At 59.2% G+C, this 25,632-nt stretch carries 28 protein-coding genes; 13 read left to right on the plus strand and 15 right to left on the minus strand.

From position 1 onward, the window contains the following. Positions 1-120 precede the first annotated feature (120 nt). Both ACZZ0G_RS00125 and ACZZ0G_RS00130 read right to left on the minus strand, forming a co-directional pair. Positions 121-1,440 carry an Nramp family divalent metal transporter gene (locus ACZZ0G_RS00125; RefSeq protein ID WP_463554863.1) on the minus strand — a complete coding sequence of 440 codons (1,320 nt, stop codon included), beginning with the start codon at positions 1,438-1,440 and terminating at the stop codon, positions 121-123. A 72-nt stretch (positions 1,441-1,512) separates the two neighbouring features. Beyond that, positions 1,513-2,049 carry a chalcone isomerase family protein gene (locus ACZZ0G_RS00130; protein WP_463554864.1) on the minus strand — a complete coding sequence of 179 codons (537 nt, stop codon included), beginning with the start codon at positions 2,047-2,049 and terminating at the stop codon, positions 1,513-1,515. Positions 2,050-2,196: 147 nt separating this feature from the next. Between ACZZ0G_RS00130 and ACZZ0G_RS00135 the strand changes: the two genes are divergently transcribed. Continuing rightward, entirely contained in the window at positions 2,197-2,970 is a 774-nt protein-coding gene (locus tag ACZZ0G_RS00135) for a hypothetical protein (RefSeq protein WP_463554865.1), read from the plus strand. A gap of 84 nt (positions 2,971-3,054) precedes the next feature. Next, positions 3,055-3,612: a DcrB/PsbP domain-containing protein gene (locus ACZZ0G_RS00140; protein ID WP_463554866.1), complete on the plus strand. Its 558-nt coding sequence runs from the start codon at positions 3,055-3,057 to the stop codon at positions 3,610-3,612. Here ACZZ0G_RS00140 and ACZZ0G_RS00145 read toward each other — a convergent pair. The 4 genes from ACZZ0G_RS00145 to ACZZ0G_RS00160 all read right to left on the minus strand — a co-directional run bounded on the left by ACZZ0G_RS00145 (position 3,602) and on the right by ACZZ0G_RS00160 (position 7,173). Further along, positions 3,602-4,318 (minus strand): alpha/beta hydrolase, encoded by a 717-nt coding sequence (locus ACZZ0G_RS00145; RefSeq protein ID WP_463554867.1) that lies wholly within the window; start codon positions 4,316-4,318, stop codon positions 3,602-3,604. The genes ACZZ0G_RS00140 and ACZZ0G_RS00145 overlap by 11 nt on opposite strands. 183 nt (positions 4,319-4,501) lie before the next feature. Beyond that, a complete protein-coding gene (locus ACZZ0G_RS00150; protein ID WP_463554868.1) occupies positions 4,502-5,614 on the minus strand; it encodes a succinylglutamate desuccinylase/aspartoacylase family protein in 1,113 nt (370 codons plus the stop codon). A gap of 103 nt (positions 5,615-5,717) precedes the next feature. Then, positions 5,718-6,497, minus strand: coding sequence for an ABC transporter substrate-binding protein (locus ACZZ0G_RS00155; RefSeq protein WP_463554869.1), 780 nt, complete (start codon positions 6,495-6,497; stop codon positions 5,718-5,720). A 247-nt stretch (positions 6,498-6,744) separates the two neighbouring features. Beyond that, the gene (locus tag ACZZ0G_RS00160) at positions 6,745-7,173 is read right to left on the minus strand and encodes a rhodanese-like domain-containing protein (RefSeq protein ID WP_463554870.1); all 429 of its coding nucleotides are present in this window, start codon (positions 7,171-7,173) and stop codon (positions 6,745-6,747) included. Between the two features lie 101 nt (positions 7,174-7,274). Here ACZZ0G_RS00160 and ftrA point away from each other — a divergent pair, with 101 nt between their 5' ends. The 7 genes from ftrA (at position 7,275) to ACZZ0G_RS00195 (ending at position 12,079) form a co-directional block, all read left to right on the plus strand. Then, positions 7,275-8,249: a transcriptional regulator FtrA gene (gene ftrA / locus ACZZ0G_RS00165; RefSeq protein ID WP_463554871.1), complete on the plus strand. Its 975-nt coding sequence runs from the start codon at positions 7,275-7,277 to the stop codon at positions 8,247-8,249. 437 nt (positions 8,250-8,686) lie between these two features. After that, positions 8,687-9,067 (plus strand): DUF6124 family protein, encoded by a 381-nt coding sequence (locus tag ACZZ0G_RS00170; RefSeq protein WP_457465102.1) that lies wholly within the window; start codon positions 8,687-8,689, stop codon positions 9,065-9,067. 2 nt (positions 9,068-9,069) lie between these two features. Beyond that, entirely contained in the window at positions 9,070-9,339 is a 270-nt protein-coding gene (locus ACZZ0G_RS00175; protein ID WP_463554872.1) for a hypothetical protein, read from the plus strand. A 167-nt stretch (positions 9,340-9,506) separates the two neighbouring features. Then, a complete protein-coding gene (locus ACZZ0G_RS00180) occupies positions 9,507-9,923 on the plus strand; it encodes a pyocin S6 family toxin immunity protein (RefSeq protein ID WP_463554873.1) in 417 nt (138 codons plus the stop codon). Between the two features lie 8 nt (positions 9,924-9,931). Further along, positions 9,932-10,267, plus strand: a complete 336-nt coding sequence (locus ACZZ0G_RS00185; RefSeq protein ID WP_463554874.1) for a hypothetical protein — start codon at positions 9,932-9,934, stop codon at positions 10,265-10,267. Positions 10,268-10,499: 232 nt separating this feature from the next. Further along, positions 10,500-11,828, plus strand: coding sequence for an S-type pyocin domain-containing protein (locus ACZZ0G_RS00190; RefSeq protein ID WP_463554875.1), 1,329 nt, complete (start codon positions 10,500-10,502; stop codon positions 11,826-11,828). After that, positions 11,828-12,079, plus strand: coding sequence for a bacteriocin immunity protein (locus tag ACZZ0G_RS00195; RefSeq protein WP_463554876.1), 252 nt, complete (start codon positions 11,828-11,830; stop codon positions 12,077-12,079). The genes ACZZ0G_RS00190 and ACZZ0G_RS00195 overlap by 1 nt, the downstream gene beginning before the upstream one ends. A gap of 127 nt (positions 12,080-12,206) precedes the next feature. On the opposite strand, the gene ACZZ0G_RS00200 is transcribed toward ACZZ0G_RS00195, so the two are convergent. Next, positions 12,207-12,545, minus strand: a complete 339-nt coding sequence (locus tag ACZZ0G_RS00200; RefSeq protein ID WP_053121462.1) for an FKBP-type peptidyl-prolyl cis-trans isomerase — start codon at positions 12,543-12,545, stop codon at positions 12,207-12,209. A 163-nt stretch (positions 12,546-12,708) separates the two neighbouring features. Here ACZZ0G_RS00200 and ACZZ0G_RS00205 point away from each other — a divergent pair, with 163 nt between their 5' ends. Next, positions 12,709-13,785, plus strand: coding sequence for a diguanylate cyclase domain-containing protein (locus ACZZ0G_RS00205; RefSeq protein WP_463554877.1), 1,077 nt, complete (start codon positions 12,709-12,711; stop codon positions 13,783-13,785). A gap of 5 nt (positions 13,786-13,790) precedes the next feature. Here the strand turns inward: ACZZ0G_RS00205 and ACZZ0G_RS00210 are convergent, their stop codons facing one another. After that, positions 13,791-14,255, minus strand: coding sequence for a hypothetical protein (locus ACZZ0G_RS00210; RefSeq protein ID WP_463554878.1), 465 nt, complete (start codon positions 14,253-14,255; stop codon positions 13,791-13,793). A gap of 101 nt (positions 14,256-14,356) precedes the next feature. Further along, positions 14,357-14,662, minus strand: coding sequence for an RcnB family protein (locus tag ACZZ0G_RS00215; RefSeq protein WP_122598649.1), 306 nt, complete (start codon positions 14,660-14,662; stop codon positions 14,357-14,359). Between the two features lie 715 nt (positions 14,663-15,377). On the opposite strand from ACZZ0G_RS00215, the gene tcuC reads away from it, so the two are divergent. Together tcuC and ACZZ0G_RS00225 are read left to right on the plus strand one after the other, a co-directional pair. Beyond that, on the plus strand, positions 15,378-16,670 hold the full coding sequence (tcuC, locus tag ACZZ0G_RS00220) for a tricarballylate/proton symporter TcuC (protein WP_463554879.1): 1,293 nt from the start codon (positions 15,378-15,380) through the stop codon (positions 16,668-16,670). 12 nt (positions 16,671-16,682) lie between these two features. Next, positions 16,683-17,453, plus strand: coding sequence for a substrate-binding domain-containing protein (locus ACZZ0G_RS00225; protein WP_463554880.1), 771 nt, complete (start codon positions 16,683-16,685; stop codon positions 17,451-17,453). Here the strand turns inward: ACZZ0G_RS00225 and ACZZ0G_RS00230 are convergent. Then, positions 17,443-18,357 carry a LysR family transcriptional regulator gene (locus ACZZ0G_RS00230; protein ID WP_463395710.1) on the minus strand — a complete coding sequence of 305 codons (915 nt, stop codon included), beginning with the start codon at positions 18,355-18,357 and terminating at the stop codon, positions 17,443-17,445. The genes ACZZ0G_RS00225 and ACZZ0G_RS00230 overlap by 11 nt on opposite strands. A 252-nt stretch (positions 18,358-18,609) precedes the next feature. On the opposite strand from ACZZ0G_RS00230, the gene ACZZ0G_RS00235 reads away from it, so the two are divergent. Further along, entirely contained in the window at positions 18,610-20,418 is a 1,809-nt protein-coding gene (locus tag ACZZ0G_RS00235) for a monovalent cation:proton antiporter-2 (CPA2) family protein (RefSeq protein WP_463554881.1), read from the plus strand. A 135-nt stretch (positions 20,419-20,553) separates the two neighbouring features. Here the strand turns inward: ACZZ0G_RS00235 and hcnC are convergent, their stop codons facing one another. The 5 genes from hcnC to ACZZ0G_RS00260 all read right to left on the minus strand — a co-directional run bounded on the left by hcnC (position 20,554) and on the right by ACZZ0G_RS00260 (position 25,464). Then, positions 20,554-21,813 carry a cyanide-forming glycine dehydrogenase subunit HcnC gene (gene hcnC, locus ACZZ0G_RS00240; RefSeq protein WP_463554882.1) on the minus strand — a complete coding sequence of 420 codons (1,260 nt, stop codon included), beginning with the start codon at positions 21,811-21,813 and terminating at the stop codon, positions 20,554-20,556. Further along, a complete protein-coding gene (gene hcnB / locus ACZZ0G_RS00245; protein ID WP_463554883.1) occupies positions 21,806-23,215 on the minus strand; it encodes a cyanide-forming glycine dehydrogenase subunit HcnB in 1,410 nt (469 codons plus the stop codon). The genes hcnC and hcnB overlap by 8 nt, the downstream gene beginning before the upstream one ends. Next, positions 23,212-23,526 carry a cyanide-forming glycine dehydrogenase subunit HcnA gene (gene hcnA / locus ACZZ0G_RS00250; RefSeq protein WP_463554884.1) on the minus strand — a complete coding sequence of 105 codons (315 nt, stop codon included), beginning with the start codon at positions 23,524-23,526 and terminating at the stop codon, positions 23,212-23,214. Before hcnA ends, hcnB begins: the two co-directional genes overlap by 4 nt. 241 nt (positions 23,527-23,767) lie before the next feature. Continuing rightward, positions 23,768-24,307 carry a hypothetical protein gene (locus ACZZ0G_RS00255; RefSeq protein ID WP_463554885.1) on the minus strand — a complete coding sequence of 180 codons (540 nt, stop codon included), beginning with the start codon at positions 24,305-24,307 and terminating at the stop codon, positions 23,768-23,770. Positions 24,308-24,534: 227 nt separating this feature from the next. Continuing rightward, on the minus strand, positions 24,535-25,464 hold the full coding sequence (locus ACZZ0G_RS00260) for a hypothetical protein (protein WP_150775062.1): 930 nt from the start codon (positions 25,462-25,464) through the stop codon (positions 24,535-24,537). Between the last annotated feature and the right edge of the window lie 168 nt (positions 25,465-25,632).

Below are 25,632 nucleotides of genomic sequence, written 5' to 3' on the forward strand. Positions count from 1 at the left end.
TCGCGAGCAGGCTCGCTCCCACATGAGTTATCGGTTGATCACAATAGTGTGCACACCCAATACCCCTGTGGGAGCGAGCTTGCTCGCGAAGAGGCCAGCCCAGTCACTGCAAATGCTGGATCAGACCGCCCACTGCAAAATCAGCCAACTGTTGGCACCACTGATCACCACAAACAACCCCCAAGCCAACACCCGCGTTGGCCAGCGGTTCACAAACGGCCCCATCAGTTTTTGATCATTGGTCATGCGGATCAGGGGATACAAGGCAAAGGGCAACTGCAGACTCAACACCACCTGACTCAACACCAGCAACTTGCCGATCGCGTTATCGCCCATCAGCCACACGCCGATAAACGCCGGAATCAACGCCAGCCCGCGAGTAATCAAGCGTCGCTGCCAGCACGGAATCCGCAGGTTCAGGTAACCCTCCATGATCACTTGGCCGGCGATGGTGCCGGTGAAGGTCGAACTCTGCCCCGACGCCAGCAGCGCGACGCCGAACAACACACTGGCCAGCGCGCCGCCGACCAGCGGATCGAGCAAGTGGTAGGCGTCCTGAATGTCCACCACATCGGTGTGCCCGGACTGGTGAAACGCCGCCGCTGCGAGAATCAGGATCGCCGCATTGACCAGCAACGCCAAGGCCAGCGAACCGATGGTGTCGATGCGCGCCAGTTTCACCGCGTCCTGCTTGCTCGGCAGGTCCTTGCCGATCATCCGCGTCTGCACGATCGAGGTGTGCAGATACAGGTTATGCGGCATCACCGTCGCGCCGAGAATACCGATGGCCAGGTACAACGGCGCCGCTTCGCCAATCGCCGCCAGCGACGGTTGGAAACCCTGGGCGACGTCCGGCCAGTAGGGTTTGATCAGCAACAGTTCAACGAAGAAACACACGCCGATGGTTGCGACCAGCACCAACATGATCGCTTCCAGTCTGCGGAAACCCCGATTTTGCAGGGCCAGCACCAGCAAAGTGTCGAACGCCGTCAGAGCGATACCGAAGGTCAGCGAACAACCGAGCAACAAGTGAAACGCCAGCGCACAACCAAGCACTTCAGCGAGGTCCGTGGCGATGATCGAGATTTCCGCCAGTACCCACTGCAGCCGCGCGGTCGGCGTGCTGTAGCGCTCGCGGGACAGTTGCGCCAGATCGCGCCCGGTGGCAATGCCCAATCGCGAGCACAGGCACTGCACGACCATGCCCGCCAGACTCGCCAGCAACACCACAAACAACAGGCTGTAACCGAAGCGTGAACCGGCCTCGATGGCGGTGGCCCAGTTGCCGGGGTCCATGTAGCCGATCGACACCAGCAACCCGGGACCGGCGAAACGCAGCACGCGTTTGAAGAACGCGGCATTGGGATCAACCGCAACACTGCCAGCCACTTCCGGCGGGCAAAACGGCGCGGTGGCGATTTTGGGCAAACTGAATTTCACGCACACATCCAGAAACAAGTCGGAAAGACGCAGCTTAGAGGTTTCCGCCTGAGCCTTGAAGCGCAAAAAAATCTATTGGCTCATACCTAATAACTGTTCGCGCAACTCGGGACTGCGCGTGCGCGGATCAAGCCAGATAGCAAAAAACGCCCGGGCAAACAGCGGGTCATCAATCTCGTGCTGCAATTGCTGACCGACAAAAAAACGCGCGCCCTGCCCAGGCAGATATACGCCGGTAATCCGCGTGCCAGCCTGCACATCGACGAACGATTGCTGCATCTGTATCTGCCACCCGGCCAATTGCGCCGGGCTGACGCGGCCATTGGCCAGACGTTTGATTTCGTCGACGCTGGCCTTGACCAGATCGTCGCGGGAAATGTTGCGACGGTAGATCAACTCCAGCGCAAAGGGCTGGCCGTCAACCAAGGGCCGCGCGGCACTCCACAGGCGCGCGTTGTAGACATCGAAACCGAACACGCTGTAATCGCCGGTGCCGATGATCTGCGCACCGGGCACGGCGTCCTGCCAATTGGCCCAGGTTGGCGTCAGCAATAGCGCCCACAAGCCGATGCCGCAGCATCCTCGCAACACCTTTGGTGTTCTGTTCATCGCGGCATCGACTCCGGCAAGCCCTGATAATCAGAGCATAGCCGGCTATCGCTTTCGGCACTTTGTATACAAAAACTGCGCACATAGGCAGCAATCGCCGATCGACAATGCTAACGTGGCGCACCTTCAACGGATGGAGACACCTGCGTGCTGATCCTCAAACTGCTGCTGATTCCCGGTTTTCTGCTGCTGATTTCTTTGGCGGGCAAACGTTGGGGGCCGAGTGTGGCCGGGTGGCTGTCGGGATTGCCGGTGGTGGTCGGGCCGATTCTGTTTTTCCTCGCCATCGAGCAGGGTTCGGCGTTTGCCGCGCAGTCGGCGGTGGCGGCGTTATCGGCGATGTTCGCGATGATTGCGTTCTGCATCACCTACGCGCAGGTCGCGCAACGGGCGAACTGGCCGTTGGCGCTGACCGCGTCGTTGTCGGTCTGGGCCGTGATCGCTTGGGTGCTGTCATTGATTCCAGCGTCCTTGCCATTCTCTGTGGTGGCGGCGGCGATTGCGTTGCTGGCATCGCCGTATCTGTTTCCCACGGTGCAACCGGTGTTGAACGGCCCGGCGCCGAAGTCGGACAAACTGATCTGGCGGATGATCGCCGGCGCCGCGTTGACGCTGGTGGTGACGATGCTCGCCAGCACCGTCGGCGAGCGCTGGAGCGGTTTGCTCGCGGTGTTCCCGGTACTCGGCAGTGTGATGGCGGTGTTCTCGCAACAGACTCGCGGCCCGGCATTTACCGCCGCATTGTTACGGGCGACGGCGACCGGCATGTATTCGTTTTCGGCGTTTTGTCTGGTCTCGGCGCTGACCTTGCCAAGCATGGGCCTGAGCGGTTTTGCCGTCGGCGTTGCGGTGTCGGTGGCCATGCTCGGCGTGACCAAACGCCTGTTGGCCCGTCCGCTGGCGAAAGCGCAGGCGCAGTAACCGCTCAGACGATTCACGCTGGAACGCCCGCCCCCCTCCGTGGGATGATCGCCCGCCTCGCGCGACCATCCACCGGAGATTCACATGTCATTGTTGAGCAAAAAAGCCGTCGTCCTGCTGGTGGCGGCCCTCGCCGGTTTCGGCGCCCTCCACGCGCAAGCGGCCAAGGAAAAAGCCACCGCCGAGAAAGTCTCGATGCTCGAGGGCAAGTTTACTTTTGTCCTGCCTAAAGGTTTCGTCGCCGACCCGCTGCCGACCAGTCCGAGCGGGACCACGGGCACGATGTACACCAACGAGGCCACAAAAACCGTGGTCATTACCGCTGAAAACAAGATTCCCGAAGGCCAGCACGTCAAGGACAACGACGGGCAGTTCCTCGACGGCAGCGTGGCGAGTTTCATCGACGACCAGCGCAAGGCCCTGCCGGACTTCAACAAACTCAGCGAAAAGAGCCTGACCCAAAAAGGCACAGGCCTTGGCCTGCGTCAGGTCGACAGCACCGCGACCCAGGGCGGTGGCCAGACCCTCAACACCACGCTGATGGCCGGCTCCGGCACGAAGATGGCGTTGGTGCAGGTGATCTCCCGCGCCAGCGACAAGAAGGGTCACGATGCGTTGGTGAAAACCATCCTCAAGGATTGAGCTGCTGCAACCAGCCGTTCAAGTCACGCAGCTCGGCCGCACTGATGCTGTGGCCGACGCCGGGATAGGCGTGGAACTGCGGTTTGTAGCCGAGTTTCTGGAGTTGCGTGTTGGCCTCGGTGCCGAGTCTATACGGCACCGGATCATCGGCCGTGCCATGGCCGATAAAGATGTTCAGCGGCAACGGCTGCTGTTCGCTTTTGAGTTCAGCCTTCAACACTGGCAATAAACGCCCGCTCAATGCCGCAATCCCACCGACGGCGACGGGCGGCCGCAGCCCCACTTCATAGGTCATCATCGCGCCCTGGCTGAAGCCGATCAGGTACACCTTGCTCGGGGTGGTGTGATATTTCTGCGCCGCCTGCGCGATAAAGTCGCGCAGCTTCTGGCCACTGACCTTCAGATCATCGGTCTCGCCGTTGTAGGCGCCTTCGCCTTTCTTGCGAAACCACTGGAAACGCCCTTCACCCAACGACAACGGCGCCTGCACCGACAGGTAGTTGTATTGCGCCGGCAGCTGAAATTTCATGCCGATCAGATCGGCCTCGTTACTGCCGTAGCCGTGCAGAAAAATCACCAACGGACGCGCCTCGGCGTCGGCGTGAACCTGTTCGATGTACTTGAGCGGGAGATCGGATTGCAGCGTGATTTGCGCCTGCACGGCAGTGGACGCCAGCAGGGTCAAGAGAGCAAAGACCTTCAACATAGAGCCTTCCTTTCACAGAGTGTCGGGTTCGGGGGGGGGAGCCTAACATCCTGCGGCGAGGATCCAAATGTTGGGTGCTGCCGATGGACCCTTCGCGAGCAAGCTCGCTCCCACATTGGAAATGCATTCCCCTGTGGGAGCGAGCTTGCTCGCGAAAGCGCCGTTGAATCCAACAAAGATCCGTCAGTCGTTAGTCAGTTTCCCTGTACGAAACGCCACCCGCCCCGCCACTTTCGCCTGCCAGATCCCCGGCTCGGTATAACGCCCGCGATCCAGCGCAAACAACACCCCGCTGGTGCCGGCGCGCACGGTGGTCACGCGATCCTGCAAAGGATCGACCACCTCGAACAACGCATCGCCCTTCTCCACCCACTCGCCAGCATCGCGCAGGAAACTCACCACGCCATGGTGCGGTGCGAACAGGTATTCGGTGCCCTCGAACGGCAGACCTTCGCAGCACTCGCCCGGCGCCGCCGGCCATTCGCCGCTGATGAAACCCTGCTCGGCAAGGAAACCGAGAATCGCCTCACAATTGGCCTGAGCCTGATCGACCCGGGTGTCGCCCATGCTGCCCAGTTCCAGCGTGGTCGCCAGATTCGCCGCCGGAATTGCGGCATTCGGAAACGCCCGTGCCAGACGCAGCCACGGTGTCGAGCAGGATTCATCGAACGAACTGCCGCCGGAATCTTCACACAGCAGCGCCACGCCGGCCTTCAAACGAGCCGCCAGCGATTGCCACTGCGGCCAGTGCTGCGGCAGCGCATACAAATGAATCGCCGCGTCAAAATCACAATGCAGATCGAGGGTGATGTCGGCATCGCAGGCATGGCGCAGCAACAAACGATGCAACGCTTCCAGTTGCGAAGCCGGCGCCGGCAGCTCCTCGAATATTTGGCCCATGGTTTGGCGGATCAGCGCAACGTTGGCCTCGGCGTCCGCGCCCAGACGCTCACCGATCAACGCCGCGACCGGTGCACTGAGTTCAACGAAGGCGCGGTTGAAGTTTTTGCCGCTGCCCAGTTCGAAGCGGCCCATGTGCGCGCCTTGCACATGTTGATCGAGGCCGATCGGGTTGGCCACCGGAACCAGTTCGATCACGCCCTGCAAACGGCCTTGCTGTTCCAGCGCGTTGAGGCGCTGCTTGAGTTCCCATGCGGTGCGCATGCCCGGCAGTTCATCGGCGTGCAGGCTGGCCTGGATGTACACCTTGCGGGTGCCCGCGCCATAGCGAAACACGCTGAGAGAGCGCTCGCTGCCCAAGTGGCTCCAGGGCAGAACATGGTCGATGCGTTGCATGGGAAAATCTCCAATTTCCGGATCACACTGATCCCCTGTGGTTTTATCAGAGCGCAAAAAAAGTGGCCACCGCGCAAACGGGGCCACTTTTTTCTACGGCGTATTAATGGCCGTACACATCAAAGTCGAAGTACTTGTCCTGGACTTTCTTGTACTCGCCATTGGCGCGGATTTCGGTGATGGCTTTGTTGAATTGCTCGGCCAGCGCGGTATCGCCCTTGCGCACCGCAATGCCTGCGCCGCCGCCGAAGTACTTGGCGTCTTCGTAGGTCGGGCCAACGAATTCAAAACCTTTACCCGCGTCGGTTTTCAGGAAACCGTCGCTGAGGTTGACCGAGTCGGCCAGCATCGCGTCGATACGCCCGGAAACCATGTCGAGGTTGGCTTCCTGCTGCGAACCGTAACGCACCAGGTCGATCCCGGCTGGCACCAGCACTTCGGTGGCGTAACGGTCGTGGGTACTGGCACGCAGCACGCCGACTTTCTTGCCCTTGAGCTCGGTCAGAGGGTCTTTGACACCGGAGCCTTCCTTCATCACGAATCGCGCCGGGGTGTGGTAGTACTTGATGGTGAAATCGACGTTTTTCTTGCGGTCGTCGGTGATGGTCATCGACGACAGGATCGCGTCGATTTTCTTCACTTTCAGCGCCGGGATCAGGCCATCGAATTCCTGCTCGACCCAGGTGCATTTGACTTTCATCTGCGCGCACAGCGCATCGCCGATGTCGACGTCGAAACCGGTGAGTTTGCCGTCAGGGGTTTTCATCGAGAATGGCGGGTAACCGGCTTCGATACCGATGCGGATCGGCTTGACGTCTTCGGCCACGGCGGTCAGGGACAACATCGACAGTGCCAGGGCACCGAACATCACTAGCTTCTTCATTTATAACTCCTGTGTGCGGAGGCTTTTATTGGCAGCTTTCGATTCAGCGTTCGGTCATGGCCAACTGGCTACAAAAACCGAAGTGGCCGGCAGTCTATGGCGGCGCGCACAGGGTAAATTGTGTTTAAGCGACAAATACTTATGAAAGATCGGCGCACCGATTGACCGGGGTCAACGGGTGCGCCGTCGTGGTGCAAGGGCTGTAGGACAAGCGCTTTTTTTGCTCAGGAATTCTCCTAAACGAACGTCAGCATTCGCAGCCGATGGCGGTTTTGCCGACTTGCTCAACGCTCAATTGAAAACCTTCATCCAGCCATCCAGTCACGCCGCCGATCATCTCCTTGACCGGATAACCCAACGCCGCCAGTTTCACCGCTGCCTTGTTCGCGCCGTTGCAGTGCGGGCCGGCGCAATAGACCACGAACAGCGTGGTTTTCGGGTAGTTCGCCAGCCCTGCCGCCTTGAGCAATCGCGTCGGAATATTGATCGCGCCCGGCACATGCCCGCGCTCGAAGGCCAGCGGCCCGCGCACGTCGACCAGGACAAAATCAATCTCGCCAGCCTCCTGGCTGCTGAACACGTCGGAACAATCGGTCTCGAAGGTCAGACGATTGCTGAAGTGCATCAGGGCGATCGCCGACGGTGCCGCAGGGATGTCACGAACGAGGCTGGTCATGGGGGTTGCTCCTTTATCTGAACGGGTGTGAACAGACTTTATCGAGCGGTCGCTTGCAGCTAAAGTGGCGCACAAGACACTCACCGGGAATTTTCCGCCAAATGCCGACATCACCAGGTCTGGTTGCGATTCTGGCCTACGACGGCCTCTGCACATTCGAGTTCGGCATCGCCGTGGAGGTCTTTGGCCTGACCCGGCCGGAGTTCGATTTCCCGTGGTACACCCACGCCATCGCGGCAGTCGATCAAGGCCCGATGCGTGCTTTGGGCGGGATTCAGGTACTGGCCGATGGCGGTCTGGAATTGTTGGCCGAGGCGCGCACCATCATCATTCCCGGTTGGCGCGACCGTAACGCGGCGGTGCCTCCAGCATTGGTCGACGCGCTGTGCCAGGCCCATGCCCGGGGTGCGCGGTTACTGTCGATCTGCTCCGGGGTGTTTGTGCTGGCGGCCACCGGTTTGCTCGACGGCCACGGGGCCACCACGCATTGGCGCTACACGGCGGAACTGGCGCAGCGCTTCCCGGCGATTGCGGTTGATGCCGATGTGCTTTACGTCGATTCCGGTCAGTTGATCACCTCGGCCGGCAGCGCGGCCGGCATCGATGCCTGCCTGCATCTGGTGGCGCGTGACTTCGGCACGCAAGTCGCCAACTCGGTGGCGCGGCGCCTGGTGATGTCGCCGCAACGCACCGGCGGTCAGGCGCAATTTATTCCGACCCCGGTCAGCCCGACGCCGCGCAACGATCTGTCGCGGGTGATGCAATGGGCGCGCGAGCGTTTGCATGAACCACTGGAAGTGCGTGATCTGGCCAGCGAAGCGGCGATGAGTGAGCGCACGTTTCTGCGGCGCTTTACCGAGGCAAGTGGGCAGTCGCCGAAGGCGTGGTTGCAGCATGAACGGTTGGCGCGGGCACGGGAGTTGCTGGAGAGTACGCCGGACAACACCGAGCAGATTGCTGAGCGCTGTGGCTATCGGTCGGTGGAGAGTTTTCGTGTGGCGTTTCGTGGGGTCGTGGGTGTGCCGCCGTCGGTGTATCGGGAGCGGTTTGGGCGGGGCGTGCGGGTTGAATCCTGAGGTGATTTTGCAGGCGCCTTCGCGAGCAAGCTCGCTCCCACGGGGGGGTACGCATTTCAAAGGTGGGAGCGAGCCTGCTCGCGAAAGCGCCGGGTAAAACGCAGCATCATTTAGACATCAGCCATGAGGCTACAGCGCCTTGCGCCTTTGCCTACAACTACGCCAGAATCCGCCGGCTTGTGCGGCTTGGAGGCTGCCGGTAACTTGGTTCGCGTCACTGAAGGGTCAGTGATCGGGTTTAGTCGCTCGGTTGTTTCTCAAGTTCGCGAGTTGTTATTCAGTCTGGCATTTCCATGCCTGCACTCAATGGCGGCTGTGCGCAGGGCGCTTTCGAGCGCGCCGGTAATGCTTGGGATGCCGGTCGACTAACCTGCGTATAGCTGCCACCTAATGTTTAGTCGCAGAACGGTGTCAGCCTCATTGAGGTTCCCCAGCATATGTTCAAAATAACGCCGAATCCGCCCGAAACAGATGCGGAAGTTGATCAAAATCCAACGTCCCCCTATTCCGAACCGGGCTCCAGAAAACTCCACGAAGCCGCCGAACGCGCCCTCGACCACTACCTGAAACCCACTCCCCCAGCGCCACCGCGAAAACCCAGCACCATGTTCCTTGTCGACCCCAACACCGGCGCCGAAGACCTCATGGCCCACGCCTGCGAATCCATGGCCTCGGCCAGCGTCATGCTCAGCGACTTCGCCGCCCTGCTCGACTCGCCTTACCGCAACACCGTGCTCGGCATCCAGCAAGTGGTCATGCTCGGCGAACTCGCGGTCAACCGCGCCCTCGACAAAATCGACCCCGCCCTGAGGCAATAACCATGTTCAATAAAACAGATGCACAAGTCGTCGCGGCACTGGTGGCCATGGGTTTCAACGAACGGGACGGACGCTGGGCACAGAACGCCTGCCTGGTGCTGTTCGAAAGCGAACGCGAATCCATCGTCGCCTCCGCCGTCACCGTCCTACCCCAACTCGATGAACTGGAAATCGACGCCGTGCTACCCGCACTGCGCCGCGTGACCCGCCGGTTCCCCTCACTGCAAAGAACCGTGGCCGACACACTGGCCGAGATGTCGCATGCGGCCTGATTGACCGCGTGATCGTTCTTCGCGAGCAGGCTCGCTCCCACATTGGATCGGTGGTGGCTCATGGTATTTGAGTACACCGCCGACCCACTGTAGGAGTGAGCCTGCTCGCGATGGCGTTCTTTCTGCGGACGAATATCTGAAAGCCAAATACCAGGAAGGCTTAAACCATGAAGGAACATCATCCCCGCTTCCAAAGCTTCTCTTGTGTCTGGGATGCACTGGAAGACACACCGCAGGACGCCGCCAATATGCGCCTGCTGGCCAAGTTGAGGCGCACGCTTTCACGAGAGAACTCCCCCGTCAGACCAGCCACTCCAATGGGTGAGGCAGACAGGAAGCTACAGATGTTTTTATGGATTAGCGGTTTCTTAAAAGGTGACGACGAAGACGACACCTTAAAATACGAACTTACAGTTGGGCCGAAATTTGAACCGGCAGTTTTGGCTGCAATGGGTTGGAAAAGCCCTGACGAAAGTCCCGACGGCGAATGGCTGCTGACACTCGATCAAGCTCAAAAAATCGGCATGGCGATTAACGAACAACTGCCATCGGAACTCGATCTTTTTATCGGCATCAGGGGTTAACTTCGGCAATGGGCCTCATCTATCAAAATCCATCCATAAGCCATGACGAGGCCATAAGACTCCTTTCCAGTGACACGGATGCAAACGTAATCGCCGCACTCGTATCAATAGGCCTGAATGAAACCGATAGAAACTGGGCTCAGGACATCTGTCTGAAATACCTCCCCAGCAAAACCGAAGCAATTGTGGCCGCTGCGACTACTGCGCTCGGGCACATCGCTCGCCGACATGGCGAAGTGGATACTGAAACAGTTTTTGCGGCACTCGAATCAGCCAAGCGAACCCATGCTTCGCTGCAAGGGATCATTGAAGACACGCTCGACGACATAGACGTATTCACCTGATATCCCAAGGAAGCTCCATTCATTTACAAAATTCAAAAAATCATTGATTCATAATGGTGAAGATAGCCCGGAGCCACCATTCAAAGCCCCTCCAGAACCCTTTATCCTTCGCCCCCCGTTAGAAAACGACATGGAATACAGGGAGTTTTCGGCACAGCATTTGAGACCTTAGCTCCCAAAGAGTTACTGCCCGGTTAGAGACAGGAACCCCAAGGACGAACAAGGATGATTCATGAGCGGTTATGTACCCAACCCGCCAAAGAACTACCGCTATAGCGGCGTTGAACCTGTTGATACCCATGCACAACGCTGGGCTGAATACAAAGACCTCCCTTCCAAAAAGGACACCAAGCCCAACACGTTCGGCTGTGTATTTGCCAAGAGTTGTGACCTTCCAGACGGCGTGATTGATCACAAGACGCCAGCCGGATTTATCCCCGTCGAGAAGGTCGGTAACTTTGGCGAACTTACCATCCTAGGTGGCCGAGAGACGGACGCAAATGGAAACATCCCCCTCAGGAAGGTAAGCGGTGCAATACCGGCAACGCTTGGAACTCTCCTGTTAAGTGGGGCGGCCGCAACTGCTGGCGCGTCATGTGGTGGCCTGTGCACTGCGAGTGCCGCTGTTGCTGGTGGTAGTGCTGCAACGGGTGTAGGTACTACCGCAGCCACAGGTGGAGTTGCTGGTGTAGCTGCTGGTGCGTTAGCAGGCTTTGTCGCATTGCTGTGGCCTTCCAGTCTGGGCGATAGCAGCCTGTACACAGAAGAACAGCTTCAATCCCTCAAACAAGGTCGCACCCGTGTGCGATTGCATGTCGAACAGCGGGCCGATGGCACCTTAAAGGGATACGGGTATAACACTCAGAAACGCACCGACTGGGAGATGATCCCCGTTGTGCAATTCGTTGAGCAAGGCTCTCAGCAGGTGGCAGACTTTGGCGATGGTGTAACGCTGATCTGGACGCCTGCCGTTGACCCATCGAATACGACAGGGATTCCGTCACTGGAAGGTGCACCTCAAGCCCCACAGATATGGATTTATCCGCAGTCTGAAAAAGCAGATAGCATCATCGTCAACCCCATCTACCCGCCGGAATATAAAGATTTCATTCTGGTGTTCCCAGCTGACTCGGGGGTACTGCCGCTTTACATCGTGATGAACGTCCGTCGAAAGCCAGGCACTGTTACAGGCCAAGGACAGGATGTGATAGGCGTTTGGCTGGCCGGCGCTGGTGCAGGGCTGGGCGTACCTGTTCCCTCACAGATCGCAGACCAACTGAGGGGACGGGAATTCACGGATTTCGATTCCTTCCGTCGAGCCTTTTGGGAACTGGTAGCCAAAGACCCGGACCTAAGTCAGCAGTTCAACGATCGCAATTTGAAAGGGATGCTGAATGGGTTAGCACCTGTAACACCGAGAGCCGGACACGCAGGAAAACGAATCGCATTCGAACTCCACCACATCGAACTAATCAAGGATGGTGGTGCGGTGTACGATACGGACAATATCAATGTCGTTACCCCAAGACGCCATATCGACATTCACAGGGGAGTTGAGTAATGGAATTGAAGAACAATCTAGCTGACTACACCGAACAAGAGTTCAAGGCTTTGATTCAGGCGATTGAAGATGCAAAAACCGAGGATGAACGGGGTGAACTTGTCGATCACTTCAACAAGATTGTCCCCCATCCATCTGGTAGCGACTTACTGTTCTATCCAGAGGCTGACGAGGATGATTCAGCAGATGGCGTGACACGTACTGTAGGCGACCATTGTCATGCAAATGGACTGCCGGGCTTTAAGACCTGAGTATCAAAAGAAAAGCCCGCGCAGGCATCTTTCTTCGCGGGCTACATTGTAGTAATTGAATTGTAAGTCTGGCTAAACACAACGCTTAAGCCTGAGTAGTGCCAAACAAACCAACATTCCCGTTACCTCAATCCTCCCGCGTCAGCACTTCCAACAACTCAATCTCAAACACCAGATTCGAGTTCGGCGGAATCTTGCCCATCGTCCGCTCGCCATACCCCAGATGCGCAGGCACCAGCAATTTGCGTTTGCCCCCCACCTGCATGCCCATCAAGCCCTGATCCCAACCCTTGATCACCCGCCCGGTGCCAATCACGCACTGAAAAGGTTTGCCACGGCTGTAGGAAGAATCGAACTCGCTGCCGTCTTCCAGCCATCCGGTGTATTGGGTGGTGATCAGCGCGCCTTTGACGGCGGCTTTGCCTTCGCCGACCTGAAGATCGATTACCTGCAGTTCATCATTCATAACATTCACTCTATTGTTCAGCCGGCAGCCGTTTTCCCAGAATTGCCGGTAATTGGCAACCTGCCAGCGCAGATCAACGTGGTATCGGAACAGAGTATTGAAGCATTAACATAGCCAACCGCCATTACTCCACGGATCGACCCGACATGCTGGCAGCGCCCGAATGACTCTGTTCTGGATCAGCCTTGCCGTGGGCACGATCATGCTGGCCATCATCGCCCTGCTGCTGTGGCGCGAACGCGGTTTGCGCAGGCAGCTCGCGCAGTACCGGGATCTGCTGAGACGGGCCGCCGATGGCCAACACATTCAGCAGGACGGCGACGTTGAGCGCTTCAAGCGTAGCCAGTACTTTGCGCGCATCGGCACCTGGGATTGGGAAGTCGACACAGATCGGCTGTACTGGTCGGATGCGATCTACGGCATGTTCGGGTTCAAGATCGGCGAGATCACGCCGTCCTATGCGCTGTTCTGTTCCTGCGTCCATCCAGACGACCGCACCAAGGTGCGCGAGGGCGAACTGCGCTGCCTGGAGACTGGTGAAAACCATGATGAGGAGTACCGCGTGGTCTGGCCGGACGGCACGATTCGCTGGCTGCGGGAAACCGGCAACGTGGTGCGCAACGACCACGACGCGGTGGTGAAGATGATGGGCGTGGTGCGCGACATCACCGAAGAAAAAGCCTCGGCCAGCTTCCTGCAACACCTCGCTCACTTCGATCCGCTGACCGGCCTGCCCAATCGCTTGGTACTGGAGCAACGCTTGTCCGAAGCGCTGGATCACGCGCGGCAGACCGAGACCCGCGTCGCACTGGTATTCGTCGACCTCAACGGTTTCAAAACCATCAATGATCGCTACGGCCATGCCGCCGGCGACCGGGTGCTGATCACTACGGCAACACGGTTGAAACGCATCTTGCGCGCCACCGACACCGTCGCGCGCATTGGCGGCGATGAGTTCGTGGTGATCCTGCAAGGTCTGGCGCCGAGCCTGAGTTTGCAGGACGAAGCCCGCAGCATCTGCCAGAAAATTTTCATCGAACTGTCGCCCCCGATCAGCATCGGCAACGACCAGCGCCACATCGGCACCAGCCTTGGCGTGGCGGTGTTTCCGGATCATGCGACGGCTATGGACCGCTTGCTGCACATTGCCGATCTGGCGATGTATGAGGCCAAGCGCAGTGGCAATAATCAGTATCGGTTGGGGGGTGGGCAGGTGATGAATCAGGTTCGCATTGAATAGCCGAATCAGTCTGCGGGCAGGCCAAACGGAACACCATTGAAGGTATGCGTGCAGCAACGGCAATGAGGTTTCATATCTTCGGCAGTCAACTGCGGGTTGACGATTTGCAGCTGCTTTTCCTCATCGACGAACAGGCCGTTGAAGTAGGCCGACTCGCCTAGTCGCACAATGTCCTCGCGATCCTCTTCATGGATGGCAACCATCCAGAACACCGGCTCTGGCCGATCAAGGCGAGATACTGCTTCGCTGAAAATCTCATCCCAATGACCGCCGACGCGGGATAACAGAAAACGAAACAACGGCGTGTAGTCGTAGCCGTGGTGTTTGATGCCATGCATCGAGCCGCGCGTGGCCTCGCTTCGGCTTTGCGCTTTGCTGTTTCGTTGATCGCGGTAGTGCCCGCCGGGGTTGTTGCGCCAGACATTGTGGGCGGTGGTGTTTTCTTTGCGATACAGCGGTTTCTTTTCCAACGTGTTGCTCCTGACTTCCCAACATCCAAAACGCCCCAAGGGTTTTACCCGAACGGCGCTCGATTGCAATCAACCGTCCATGGCTGATTATTGCCGGAGGTTTAACGCGGGACCGGTTTCATCTCGACAATCGTCCCGTTGGTGATCATCACCATGACGTACTGATCATTGATCTGTACCCACTGCGCCTGATCAACAGGTTTTTTCAGGCCCTTGGCTTTCCAGTCGATGGCTTTTTCACTGCGCTGATAAATATCCGGGGCGCGGTCGTTGACCTTCAGTTCGCGGTCGCTGACCGGGGATTGAACGGCCTGTTCATTTGAGGTTTGCGCCGCTTGAACAAGTGGGCTGATCCCGGCGATGCCGGCGACAAGGGCCAGGCTGGCGATTAGGGTTTTGCTGTTCATCGGTGAACCTCCTGAATTGGGTAGTACCTCAACTCCGACTGCGTGGGGCGGGAATCATTCCTTTTTTACCGGGGGTGGCCGCTAGAGGTCATTGGAATTCGGGGGTCCTGGAGACAAAAGCAAAATCAAGAGCCCCTCACCCTAGCCCTCTCCCGGAGGGAGAGGGGACTGACCGAAGTGTTTGGCAGAAGTGCGCCGACGTGCGGTACCGAGTCGAATGCAAGTTTCAAAACCAACTGAAATCGGCTCCCTCTCCCGGGGGGAGAGGGGACTGACCGAGGTGTTTGGCAGAAGTGCGCCGACGTGCGATTCCGAGTCGAATGCAAGTTTCAAAACCGACCGAAATCGGCTCCCTCTCCCGGAGGGAGAGGGGACTGACCGAGGTGTTTGGTAGAAGTGCGCCGACGTGCGATTCCGAGTCGAATGCAAGTTTCAAAACCGACCGAAATCGGCTCCCTCTCCCTCGGGAGAAGGCTGGGGTGAGGGGTAGCCACACCACCAAACCAACGAGTGAGTCGCCGTCAGGCGAAACCATAAGCAGCCGTTACCGCAACAATGGATTTGTCCCCAAAAAAACCATTGATCCACTTTGCACATCAATCCATGCCAATAATGCAATTAACATCTCGTTACACCTGCGCCACCATCCGCCTCAATAAAAACCGTGCGCCGCCCTCCCGTCGCGCACGTCATAAAAGCGGTGGAGTACTTTTCTATGACAGCCTCAATCCCACACAACGGCTCGCGGGCCGGTGCCATTTTCCGGGTGACCTCGGGCAACTTCCTCGAACAGTTCGACTTCTTTCTGTTCGGCTTCTACGCCACGCAAATCGCGGCGGTGTTCTTCCCGGCGAGCAGTGAGTTCGCTTCCCTGATGATGACCTTTGCGGTGTTCGGCGCAGGCTTCTTGATGCGTCCACTGGGCGCCATTGTGCTCGGTGCGTACATCGATGATGTCGGCCGGCGTAAAGGTTTGATCGTCACCCTGTCGATCATGGCCAGCGGCACGATATTGATTGTGCTGGTGCCCGGTTACGAAAGCATCGGCCTGTTTGCACCGGCGCTGGTGTTGATCGGGCGCTTGCTGCAGGGCTTCTCGGCCGGGGCGGAACTGGGCGGTGTGTCGGTGTATCTCGCCGAGATCGCCACGCCGGGTCGCAAAGGTTTCTTCACCGCCTGGCAGTCGGCCAGTCAGCAAGTGGCGATCATCGTCGCCGCTGCGCTGGGCTACGCCTTGAACGCGTGGATGGCGCCGGATGTGATTGCCGATTGGGGCTGGCGGATTCCGTTTTTCGTCGGCTGCATGATCGTGCCGTTCATCTTTGTGCTGCGGCGTAATCTGGCGGAGACCGAAGAGTTCGCCGCACGCAAACACCGCCCGAGCATGGGCGAAGTGTTCCGCACCCTCGGTCAGAACTGGGGCGTGGTACTTGGTGGCATGTTGATGGTCGCGCTGACCACCACCGCGTTTTACCTGATCACCGTGTACGCACCGACCTTCGGCAAAACCGTGCTGCACCTGAGCACCTCCGACGCGTTGCTGGTGACCTTGCTGGTCGGTGTGTCGAACTTCTTCTGGCTGCCGATTGGCGGCATGTTGTCGGATCGTATCGGCCGTCGTCCGGTGCTGATCGCCATGTCGCTGCTGGCCCTGGCCACGACGTATCCGGCGTTGTCGTATCTGGTGCAGGCGCCGAGCTTCAGCCACATGTTGCTGTCGCTGTTGTGGCTGTCGTTTATCTACGGCTTGTACAACGGCGCGATGATTCCGGCGCTCACCGAGATCATGCCGGTTGAAGTGCGCGTTGCCGGTTTCTCCCTCGCCTACAGCCTGGCCACGGCGATTTTCGGTGGTTTCACTCCGGCGATGTCGACCTTCCTGATTCAGTACACCGGCGATAAAGCCGCGCCGGGTTACTGGATGAGCATCGGTGCGCTGTGTGCCTTGTGCGCCACTCTTTATCTGTACCGCCGTGCCGGTGGTCGTCTGCAACCTGTCGCGGCCTGAGGAAAACTCGCCATGAAAAAACTGTTTACTGTCACCGCCCTGCTCGCCGGTCTCGCGTTCAACCTCGCGGCCCAGGCCGAAGAATTGAGCGTGATGACCTCCGGCGGCTTCACTGCCGCCTATAAAATCCTCGGGCCGAAATTCGCTGCCACCAGCGGCAACACATTGACCACCAGCCTTGGCCCATCGATGGGCAAAGCCCCCGAAGCGATCCCCAATCGCCTCGCGCGCGGTGAACACGCCGACGTGGTGATCATGGTCGGCTACGCCCTCGATGACCTGATCAAGCAAGGCAAGGTCGACCCCACCTCGCGCGTTGAGCTGGCAGATTCGCGGATCGGCCTGGTGGTGCGTGAAGGCGCGCCGAAACCGGACATCAACAGCGTCGACGCCTTGAAGAAAACCCTGCTCGACGCACAATCGGTGGCCTACTCCGACAGCGCCAGCGGCGTCTACATCGAACAGCAGTTGTTCAAGAAATTGGGCATCGAAGATCAGCTGAAACCGAAGGCCAAAATGATTGTGAAAATCCCGGTCGGCTCGGTGGTTGCCACTGGCGACTATCAATTGGGCTTCCAGCAAGTCAGCGAATTGCTGCCGGTGCCGGGGGTGAGTTTCGTCGCGAAGATCCCGGAGTCGGTGCAGTCGGTGACGCGATTTGCCGCCGGGATTCCGGTCGGCGCGCAGCATCCAGAAGAGGCCAAAGCCTTGCTCGCTTACCTCGCCGCACCGGCCGCGCAAGCAGACGTGCGAGCCACCGGGCTGGATTCGGTCAAGCGCTGATCGTAGGCGGCTGGACCTTCATTTCCACCACCAGCCGCTCCAGTTCCAATGCCGCCGGGGTCAACGTGCGACCCCGGCGCTTGATGATGCCGACACTGCGCATCACTTGCGGGTCGGTCAGCGGCACCCGCGTCAGGATCGGATGATCCGGCCCGGGCATCGCCATCAGCGGCACCGCCGCCACGCCCAACCCCGCCTCGACCAGACCGATCATCGTCGTCACATGCCGGGTTTCGCAGATGCTCGGACGTTGCGGCACCACGCTGCTCAAGGCCTGATCGAGCAGAAAGCGGTTGCCGGAAGTCTTGTCGAGCGAGATGTAATCCTGCTGATAGAACTCGTCCCAGCTCACGCTGTTGCGCCCGGCCAACGCATGATCGCGCCGGCAGGCGACGACGTAGCACTCCTGCACAAGCGGTTCGAACTCGACTTTGGCATCCTGCGTGCCGAGAAAACTCAAGCCGAAATCCGCCTCGCCATTGACCACCGCACTCAAGACATCGTGCGCACTGGAGTCGAGCACTTTGACCTTGATGCGCGGAAATTGCTGGTGATAGCGCGCGACCACGCGGGGCATGAAGTAGTACGCCGCCGAGGGCACACAAGCGACGGTAACGTGGCCCAGGCGCGTCGATGCGACTTCGCTGATGCCCAGCAACGCCACGTCGAGATCATCGAGCAAACGCTCGACACTGGGCATGAATCCGCGCCCGGCCTGGGTCAGGCTGACCTTGCGTGTGGTGCGCTCGAAGAGTTTTACGCCGAGGGCGTCTTCAAGCTTCTCGATGCGCCGGCTCAACGCCGGTTGCGAGAGGCGCACCGTGTCGGCGGCCTTGCGAAAACTGCCCTGCTCGACCACGGCGCGAAAGGCTTGCAGGTCGTTGAGGTCGAAGTTGATGGCCATGGCGGGACTCGGGGGATTGATTTGCTTAGGCTATAAATGTAACCAATTGATGCAATTTATTACAGACTCGACATCAGAACCCCTGTGGGAGCGAGCTTGCTCGCGAATGCAATCTGTCAGTGAAAACACTATTGGCTGACACTCCGCTTTTGCGAGCAAGCTCGCTCCCACATTGGATCTCCAGTGGCCTATAGGTCTTTGTAACCCTTATCCTTGTCACCCCCGCCGTACCGTTGTCAGGAGTAACCCCCCATGCCCCATGAAGGCAATCTGTTGCAAGCCGCTGTCGTCTTTCTGTTCGCGGCCGTGCTCACCGTGCCTTTGGCCAAACGCCTGCAACTGGGTGCCGTGCTCGGTTATCTGTTTGCCGGCGTGATTATCGGCCCTTCGGTTTTGGGCCTGATCGGCAATCCGCAGAGCGTGGCGCACATTTCCGAACTGGGCGTGGTGTTGCTTCTGTTCATCATCGGCCTTGAGCTGTCGCCGCGACGCCTGTGGGTGATGCGCAAATCGGTGTTCGGCGTCGGTCTGGCGCAGGTGCTGCTGACTGCCTCGGTGATCGGCGTGCTGGCCCTGTCGGTGTTTGGCCAGCCGTTGAACAGTGCAATTGTGTTGGGCCTCGGCCTGGCCCTTTCCTCGACGGCGTTCGGTCTGCAAAGCCTCGCCGAGCGCAAAGAGTTGACCAGCCCCCATGGGCGTTTGGCTTTTGCGATTCTGCTGTTTCAGGACATCGCTGCGATCCCGTTGATTGCACTGGTGCCGATGCTCGCCGGAGGCGCTCACGACACCAGCAGCGCCGAAAGTCTGAATCACGCGTTGCAAGTTCTCGGCGGTATCGCGGTGGTCGTGGTCGGTGGGCGTTATCTGTTGCGTCCAGTGTTCCGCGTGGTGGCGAAAACCGGTCTGCCGGAAGTGTCGACGGCCACGGCGTTGCTGGTGGTGATTGGCACGGCGTGGTTGATGGATCTGGTCGGTGTGTCGATGGCGCTGGGGGCGTTTCTCGCCGGTTTGCTGCTGGCGGATTCGGAATATCGCCATGAACTGGAAGCGCAGATCGAGCCGTTCAAGGGCTTGCTGCTCGGCTTGTTTTTCATCAGCGTCGGCATGGGCGCCAACCTCAGCTTGCTGCTGAGTGCGCCGATCACTGTGTTGGGGCTGACGCTGCTGTTGATCGGGCTGAAATTGCCGCTGCTGTTCGTCGTCGGGCGTCTGGCCGGTGGCTTGAACAAGGTCAGTGCGATTCGTCTTGGCATCGTGTTGGCGGCCGGTGGAGAGTTCGCTTTTGTGGTGTTCAAGATCGGTCGTGATCAGGGCCTGTTCGAACCGCGTTTGTATGACCTGCTGGTGCTGACCATCACCCTGTCGATGGCGGTGACGCCGTTGTTGCTGCTGATCTGTGCGCGACTGGTCAGCCCGAAAGTGCAGCCGGTGGAAGTGCCGGAGAAATACCGTGAGATCGACACTGACACCCCGCGTGTGGTGATCGCCGGCATGGGCCGGATGGGCCAGATCGTGGCGCGGATTCTGCGAGCGCAGAACATCAAATTCGTCGCACTGGACACCTCGGTGGAAACCATTGAGCTGTCGCGCAGTTTCGGCGGGGTGCCGGTGTTCTACGGCGACCCGATGCGCCCGGAAATCCTCAATGCGGCTAAGGTTGGCGAGGCGGAATATTTCGTGATTGCCACCGACGATCCAGACACCAACATTAAGACGGCTGAGGTGGTGCGCAAGCTGTATCCGCACATGAAGATCATCGCCCGGGCGCGTAACCGTCAGCATGTGCACCGCTTGGTTGACGTCGGCGCGGAGGCGATTCGAGAGACTTATTATTCGAGTCTGGAAATGAGCCGGCGCACGTTGGTGGGACTTGGTCTGACCCAGGCCCAGGCCGATGCGCGGATCAAGCGCTTCAAGCATCACGACGAACAGGTGCTGGAGGCGCAACACGCGATTTACGACGACGCGGCGAAAGTCCTGCAAACCGCCCAGGAAGCCCGTGCGGAATTGGCGCGGTTGTTCGAATCCGACCAACTCGAAGAAGAATCCCGCCAAACCTGAGCCACACCCGATTGTTCCCACGCTCCGCGTGGGAATACAGCCCGGGACGCTCTGCGTTCCAATTCGCAAGCTGGAACGCGGAGCGTCCCTTGAGGCATTCCCACGCGGAGCGTGGGAACGATCATCTTGCCAAGGTCAGGCCAGTTCCAGTTCCAACGCTTGCTTGACCGGTGCCACCTCAAACCGGTCCGCCAGAAACGGTGTGATATCCAGCGGCAACGGCTCATCATTGACCAGTTTGTCCAGCAGCACGCCAGTAATCGCCGACGTCAGAATCCCGGTGCGGAAATGCCCGCAGGCATTCAAATACCCCTCCACCCCACGCATCGGCCCGAGTATTGGCAACTCATCCGGCGAGCCCGGACGCAATCCCGCCCAGGTGCGTTTCAGATTGACGTCCTTGAGTTCCGGCAGGCAACGCACCGCGCCCTGAACCAGCCCGGCGATTTCCGGGTAGGTGGTGGTGACGTCGAAGCCTTTGTCTTCGGTGGTGCTGCCGATCAGGATCTCACCGTTGTCCTTCTGCGCCACGTAGCAGTCGCTGGTGGTCAGGCAGCCGTTGAGGATTTTCGGCATGCGCTCGGTGAGCAGAATCTGGCCTTTAACCGGTTTTACCGGGATGCGAATGCCCGTGGCCCATTCGCTCAAATCCGCCGCCCAGGCACCGCTGGCGTTGATCAGCGTCTTGCAGTGGAACACGCCCTCCTCGGCCGTCTGCACACCGGTCACGCGGCTGCCGTGATGCAACACGCCGGTGACGTTGGTGTTGACGAAGATGTCGACGCCGTTCTGCCGCGCACCTTCCATGTAGGCGTCGGCGAGGCGGAACGGGCTGACTTGATGGTCGCAGAGAAACTCCAGCGCCCCGCGTGCTTCATGGCTGACGCTCGGCTCAGATTCGCGCAACGCCGCCTGATCGAGCCAGCGCACCTGATCGGCCAAGTGCGGGATGCAGCCGACGATATGCTCGGCGTAGAGCCGATCTTCGTCGTCATAAATAACGAATTTCAACCCGGTCTTTTCGAACTTGAAATCCATCCCGTGGTTGTCTTTCAGCTCACGGTGCAACGCCGGATACAGCGCGTTGGACTGCAAGGCAAAATCGAAGAATGACTCCGGCAGAATGTGCGGCGTGCTCGCGTCCACCGCCACTGCCGCGCCCTGGGTTTCGCGCTTGCGGTTGGCCGACATCATGCGGAAGAAAATCACCCCACAGCCGAGGCCTACCGACTCACCGATCGCCCACAAGCCACCGGCCGAAGCCCGGGTCGCGTTGCCGGGGCGCTTGGCATCAATGACCGCCACTTTGAGGTTTTTGCGTTTGGACAGTTGATAGGCGCAGGACGCCCCGATCACGCCGCCACCGGCAATTATCACGTCATAGAACTTACTCATGGCTAGCGGCCTCCGTGCCGACGGACTGGAACGCGGAAAATGGAATCGGATCGATCGGGAAACGCGGGCGCAGCCAGCCGACATCCTTGCGGCCGGTCGCTTGACGCAGGCGATCGCTGCAGTAGCCGACGCACATCCGTCCCTGGCAATCGCCCATGCTCACGCGGGTGCGCATTTTCAGGCTGGCGATGTCTTGCACACCCTGCTCCAGCGCCAGGTCGATGTCAGCGCGGGTCGAGTGTTCACAGCGACAGATCACCGTGTCGGCGGCAGGCAATGCGGTCTGGCCGACGCCGCGTTCGGTGTAGCGATCGACGGCGGCGCGGAAGCGCACGATGGCTTTGAGCTTGCTCAAGTAACGGTCGCGGCGCACGCGGGCCAATTCCTCTTCGAGCACGCCGCGTTGCAGCAGAATCGAGGTTGCGGCGATCTTGCCGGCGAGCATCGCCGCTTCACCGCCGCGAATCCCGCCCATGTCGCCAGCCAGATGCACGTGGGCTTCGTTGCTTTGCTGCCAGACGTTCGCGTTGGCACGCAGATAACCATCGTCGCTAAAGCCGTGATCAAGGCCCATCTGCTGACTTAGTTGGGTGCGTGGAATAAAGCCGTAGCCAACCGCCAGGGTCTTGGCTTCGAAGCGCTCGACGCGACTCATGTCCGGTTCCCACGTGGCCGAATACGGCGCGACGCTGACGCTTTTCAGCTCGCCCTCGCCGTGGGCTTCGACCACGCCCCAGCCGTAATTCATCGGGATACCGTGCAATTTCAGGTAGGCGAGCATGCTCAAGCCATCGAGGAACAATTGCGGCTTGTTCAGCAGCGCCAGACTTTCCCGGGCGATCTTGCCGAACGCACACGCCTCATACACGCCCGCGACGCTGACGCCCGCCGCATGCAGTTGTGTCGCCACCAATGGCAGCAACGGCCCGGTGCCGGCGATGATCACCGGCCCCTGCGGCTTGACCACACCACTTTTGATTTGCAGTTGCAGACCACCGAGCATGATTACGCCCGGCAAGGTCCAGCCGGGAAACGGCACACTGCGTTCATGGCAACCGGCAGCCAACAGCAACTGCGGATACTCGATCTCGTGCAGTTGCTCGTCGCCATCGAGCACCACCAGCGCGCGGGTGCCTTCGGCGCCGACCACGCGATGGTTGAGGCGCACGTCGATCAGCCCGGCCTGCTCCTGAAAATCACCGTGCAGTTTGCCCAGCGCCTCGGAGTAGCGCGGGCCGAGATAATCCAGTTGCACGCCGTCACGCAGCGGCCCGCGATAGACCACGCCGCCAAGGCGTGAAGCTTCTTCGAGCAAGGTGCAGCGCACACCGTGGCGCGCCAGTTCGATGGCCGCCGCCATCCCCGCCGGGCCGCCGCCGACGATCACCGGTTGCAGGCTCATACGACCTCCTGCGCGGTGATGCGGTTGACCTGGGTTTCAATCTGCATGCCGTCGCGCACCACGGTCTGGCAGGCGCGGCGTTTGTGCCGGCCATTGATTTTCACCAGACAGCACTGGCACACCCCCATGCCGCAGTAGGCGCCGGTGATCTGGTTGTGATCGTTGCGGGCAATCTGGCGTACGCCGAGGGATTGAATGACGCTGAGGACGGTTTCGCCGATAGCAGCGGTGACCGTTTGACCGTTGATGTGGACGCTCATATCCGCCTGCGCCAACGGCTGGATATCGAAAGTTCTTTCTTGGCAGTGCATTGCAATGTTCATCCGTGAAGGTTCGGTTGAGGTGGTGTCAGCTCCTTGCTGCACTACACCGTGTCGACGCGTTTATTGTTGCTGTGATGGGGCGTCGACGCGGGTACTCCGTCAGCGCAACAAGGTGCGCGTGAAGCACTGTAGTTCATACCTCAGCAAAGGCCTGGATCATTTACGTTAGGTGATATCGCCAGAGGAAATATTGATCCAGGCCAGTGAAAGCGGTTGGATTGTCCAACGATCAATTGGAGAAGACGAACTGTCCTTTGATCTTCCTTGTACCGACCAAAGCGAGGTCCGGAAACAACAGCCATTTGACCCAGCCGGCGTAGAACACCATGGCCAGAATGAACGCCACGCCAAGCAGAGTCGACATGGGCTCTTCACTGAAGCCGTAAAATTCACGAGGAATCTGGCTGATCGTGAAGGTGACATAGATTGTGTAAACCACCGCGATGCCCTTGTAAAAGCCCCACGCAAACAAGAGCGGAATCACGCCAATAATCAACACCATGGTCAATGCCATAGCGATGCCGCCGTCATTGATTTGAAGAAGCCCGGCTATCGCCCCGAAGAGTCCCCAGATACCCATCAGTGCGACCAGTATGTTGACTTTAACGGCGTGTCGTTTTCTCAGGGCGGGATCCGGATGCGCCCCGATCCAGCCCGCCAGCACTCGATCCTTGACCTTGCCACCCGAAAGCGCCTTGAAGGTTGCGGTTCTGGAATGCCCGCTATCGAGCATTTCGACGACTTTTCGTTTGATTGCTTGCTTGTTCAACGTATTCATCCTTAAAACATGCGCGCAACGGCCGCCCCGTTGCCGACGCGGATTCTCCCCTTGTTGATCGCCAGAAAGCAAAAAGCCGCTTCCACCCGAAGGTGGAAACGGCCGAGGCATAGGCCTCAGTCGAGCAATCAGTGCACGAACAGGGCGATCAGGATGATGATCGGAATCGGTACGCCGAGGAAAAACAGCAGTAGTGAGCGCATGGTCATGCTCCTTGTTTAACGGACTGGAGTGGTCGTGGTGTAGGTGTCGACTTCAACGTATTCGACCGCATCGCGGCGACGACCGCCAAAGGTGGCTGCGAGGCTGGCGAAGAACGCACCGGCCAACAGCGAGACGAACATCCACAGCGAGGTCCAGGCAGCGACTTTCGCAGCGGTGTCAGCGGCTTGTTGAGCTTTCAGCTTGGCGTCGGCCAGGGCTTTTTGGGTGCGTGCGTAGATCTCGTCAACACGACGTTCGGCGTCGGCCTGAGTCAGGTTGGTACGTTGCGCCACCAGTTGCGCCAGGTAGGTACGGTCTTCGGCGCTCAACTGACCGTTGGCCAGGCTTTGCGCAAAGATCCGGGCCACGGCGCCATGGGCGGCATCATCGCTGACGGAGGCTGGGCGGTCATCGCGGAACAGGCTGTCGATGTAGTAGCCGTACTGGTTGCTGTCGGTGTTGGCCGCAGCAGAACCGGCCGCTTGGGTCATGGCGCTGGCTGCACCGCCAGCGACACTGGCACCGGCCTGCACACCACCACTGATGACGCTGCTGACCGAACCGACCACCAGAACAGCAGTGACCAACGTGGCCACACACCAGGCGAGGAAGCCGTGCGCGGTGTCGCGGAAATACACTTCATCGCCGTGCATGTTCGCCCACTTCACCCGCAGGCGACCGGCGATGTAGCCCCCCATGCCGGAAGCGATGATCTGCGTCGCCGCCAGCCAGACAATCGTTGAAATGCCCAGGCCCTTGGCGCTGACGCCCTCTCCGGCCCACGGTGAAACGGCAGAGAAACCCAAACCGAACCCGAGCAGGACCAAAATCATCGACAGCGCAGCGGCAGCCGCAGCACCGGCGAAAATCGCGCCCCAGGACACGCCCGAAACGCTGCTCGACTCTTCAACGGCGGGATAAAACCCATCAGGGGATCTATTCATTGTTGTTCTGCTCCAGGCATGAAAAATGGTGTTACAACTCGTCATCAGAGGAATTGCAGTGACCGTGCCAGTCGCGATAAATAAATAAATCTTTTAGTTTCAATCAGTTAGAAAGAATGAACTTCCTAAGACCATGCAAATTGCAACAAGCGCCGAATAACAGCGGGT

This window comes from Pseudomonas sp. AC169 (assembly GCF_979258515.1).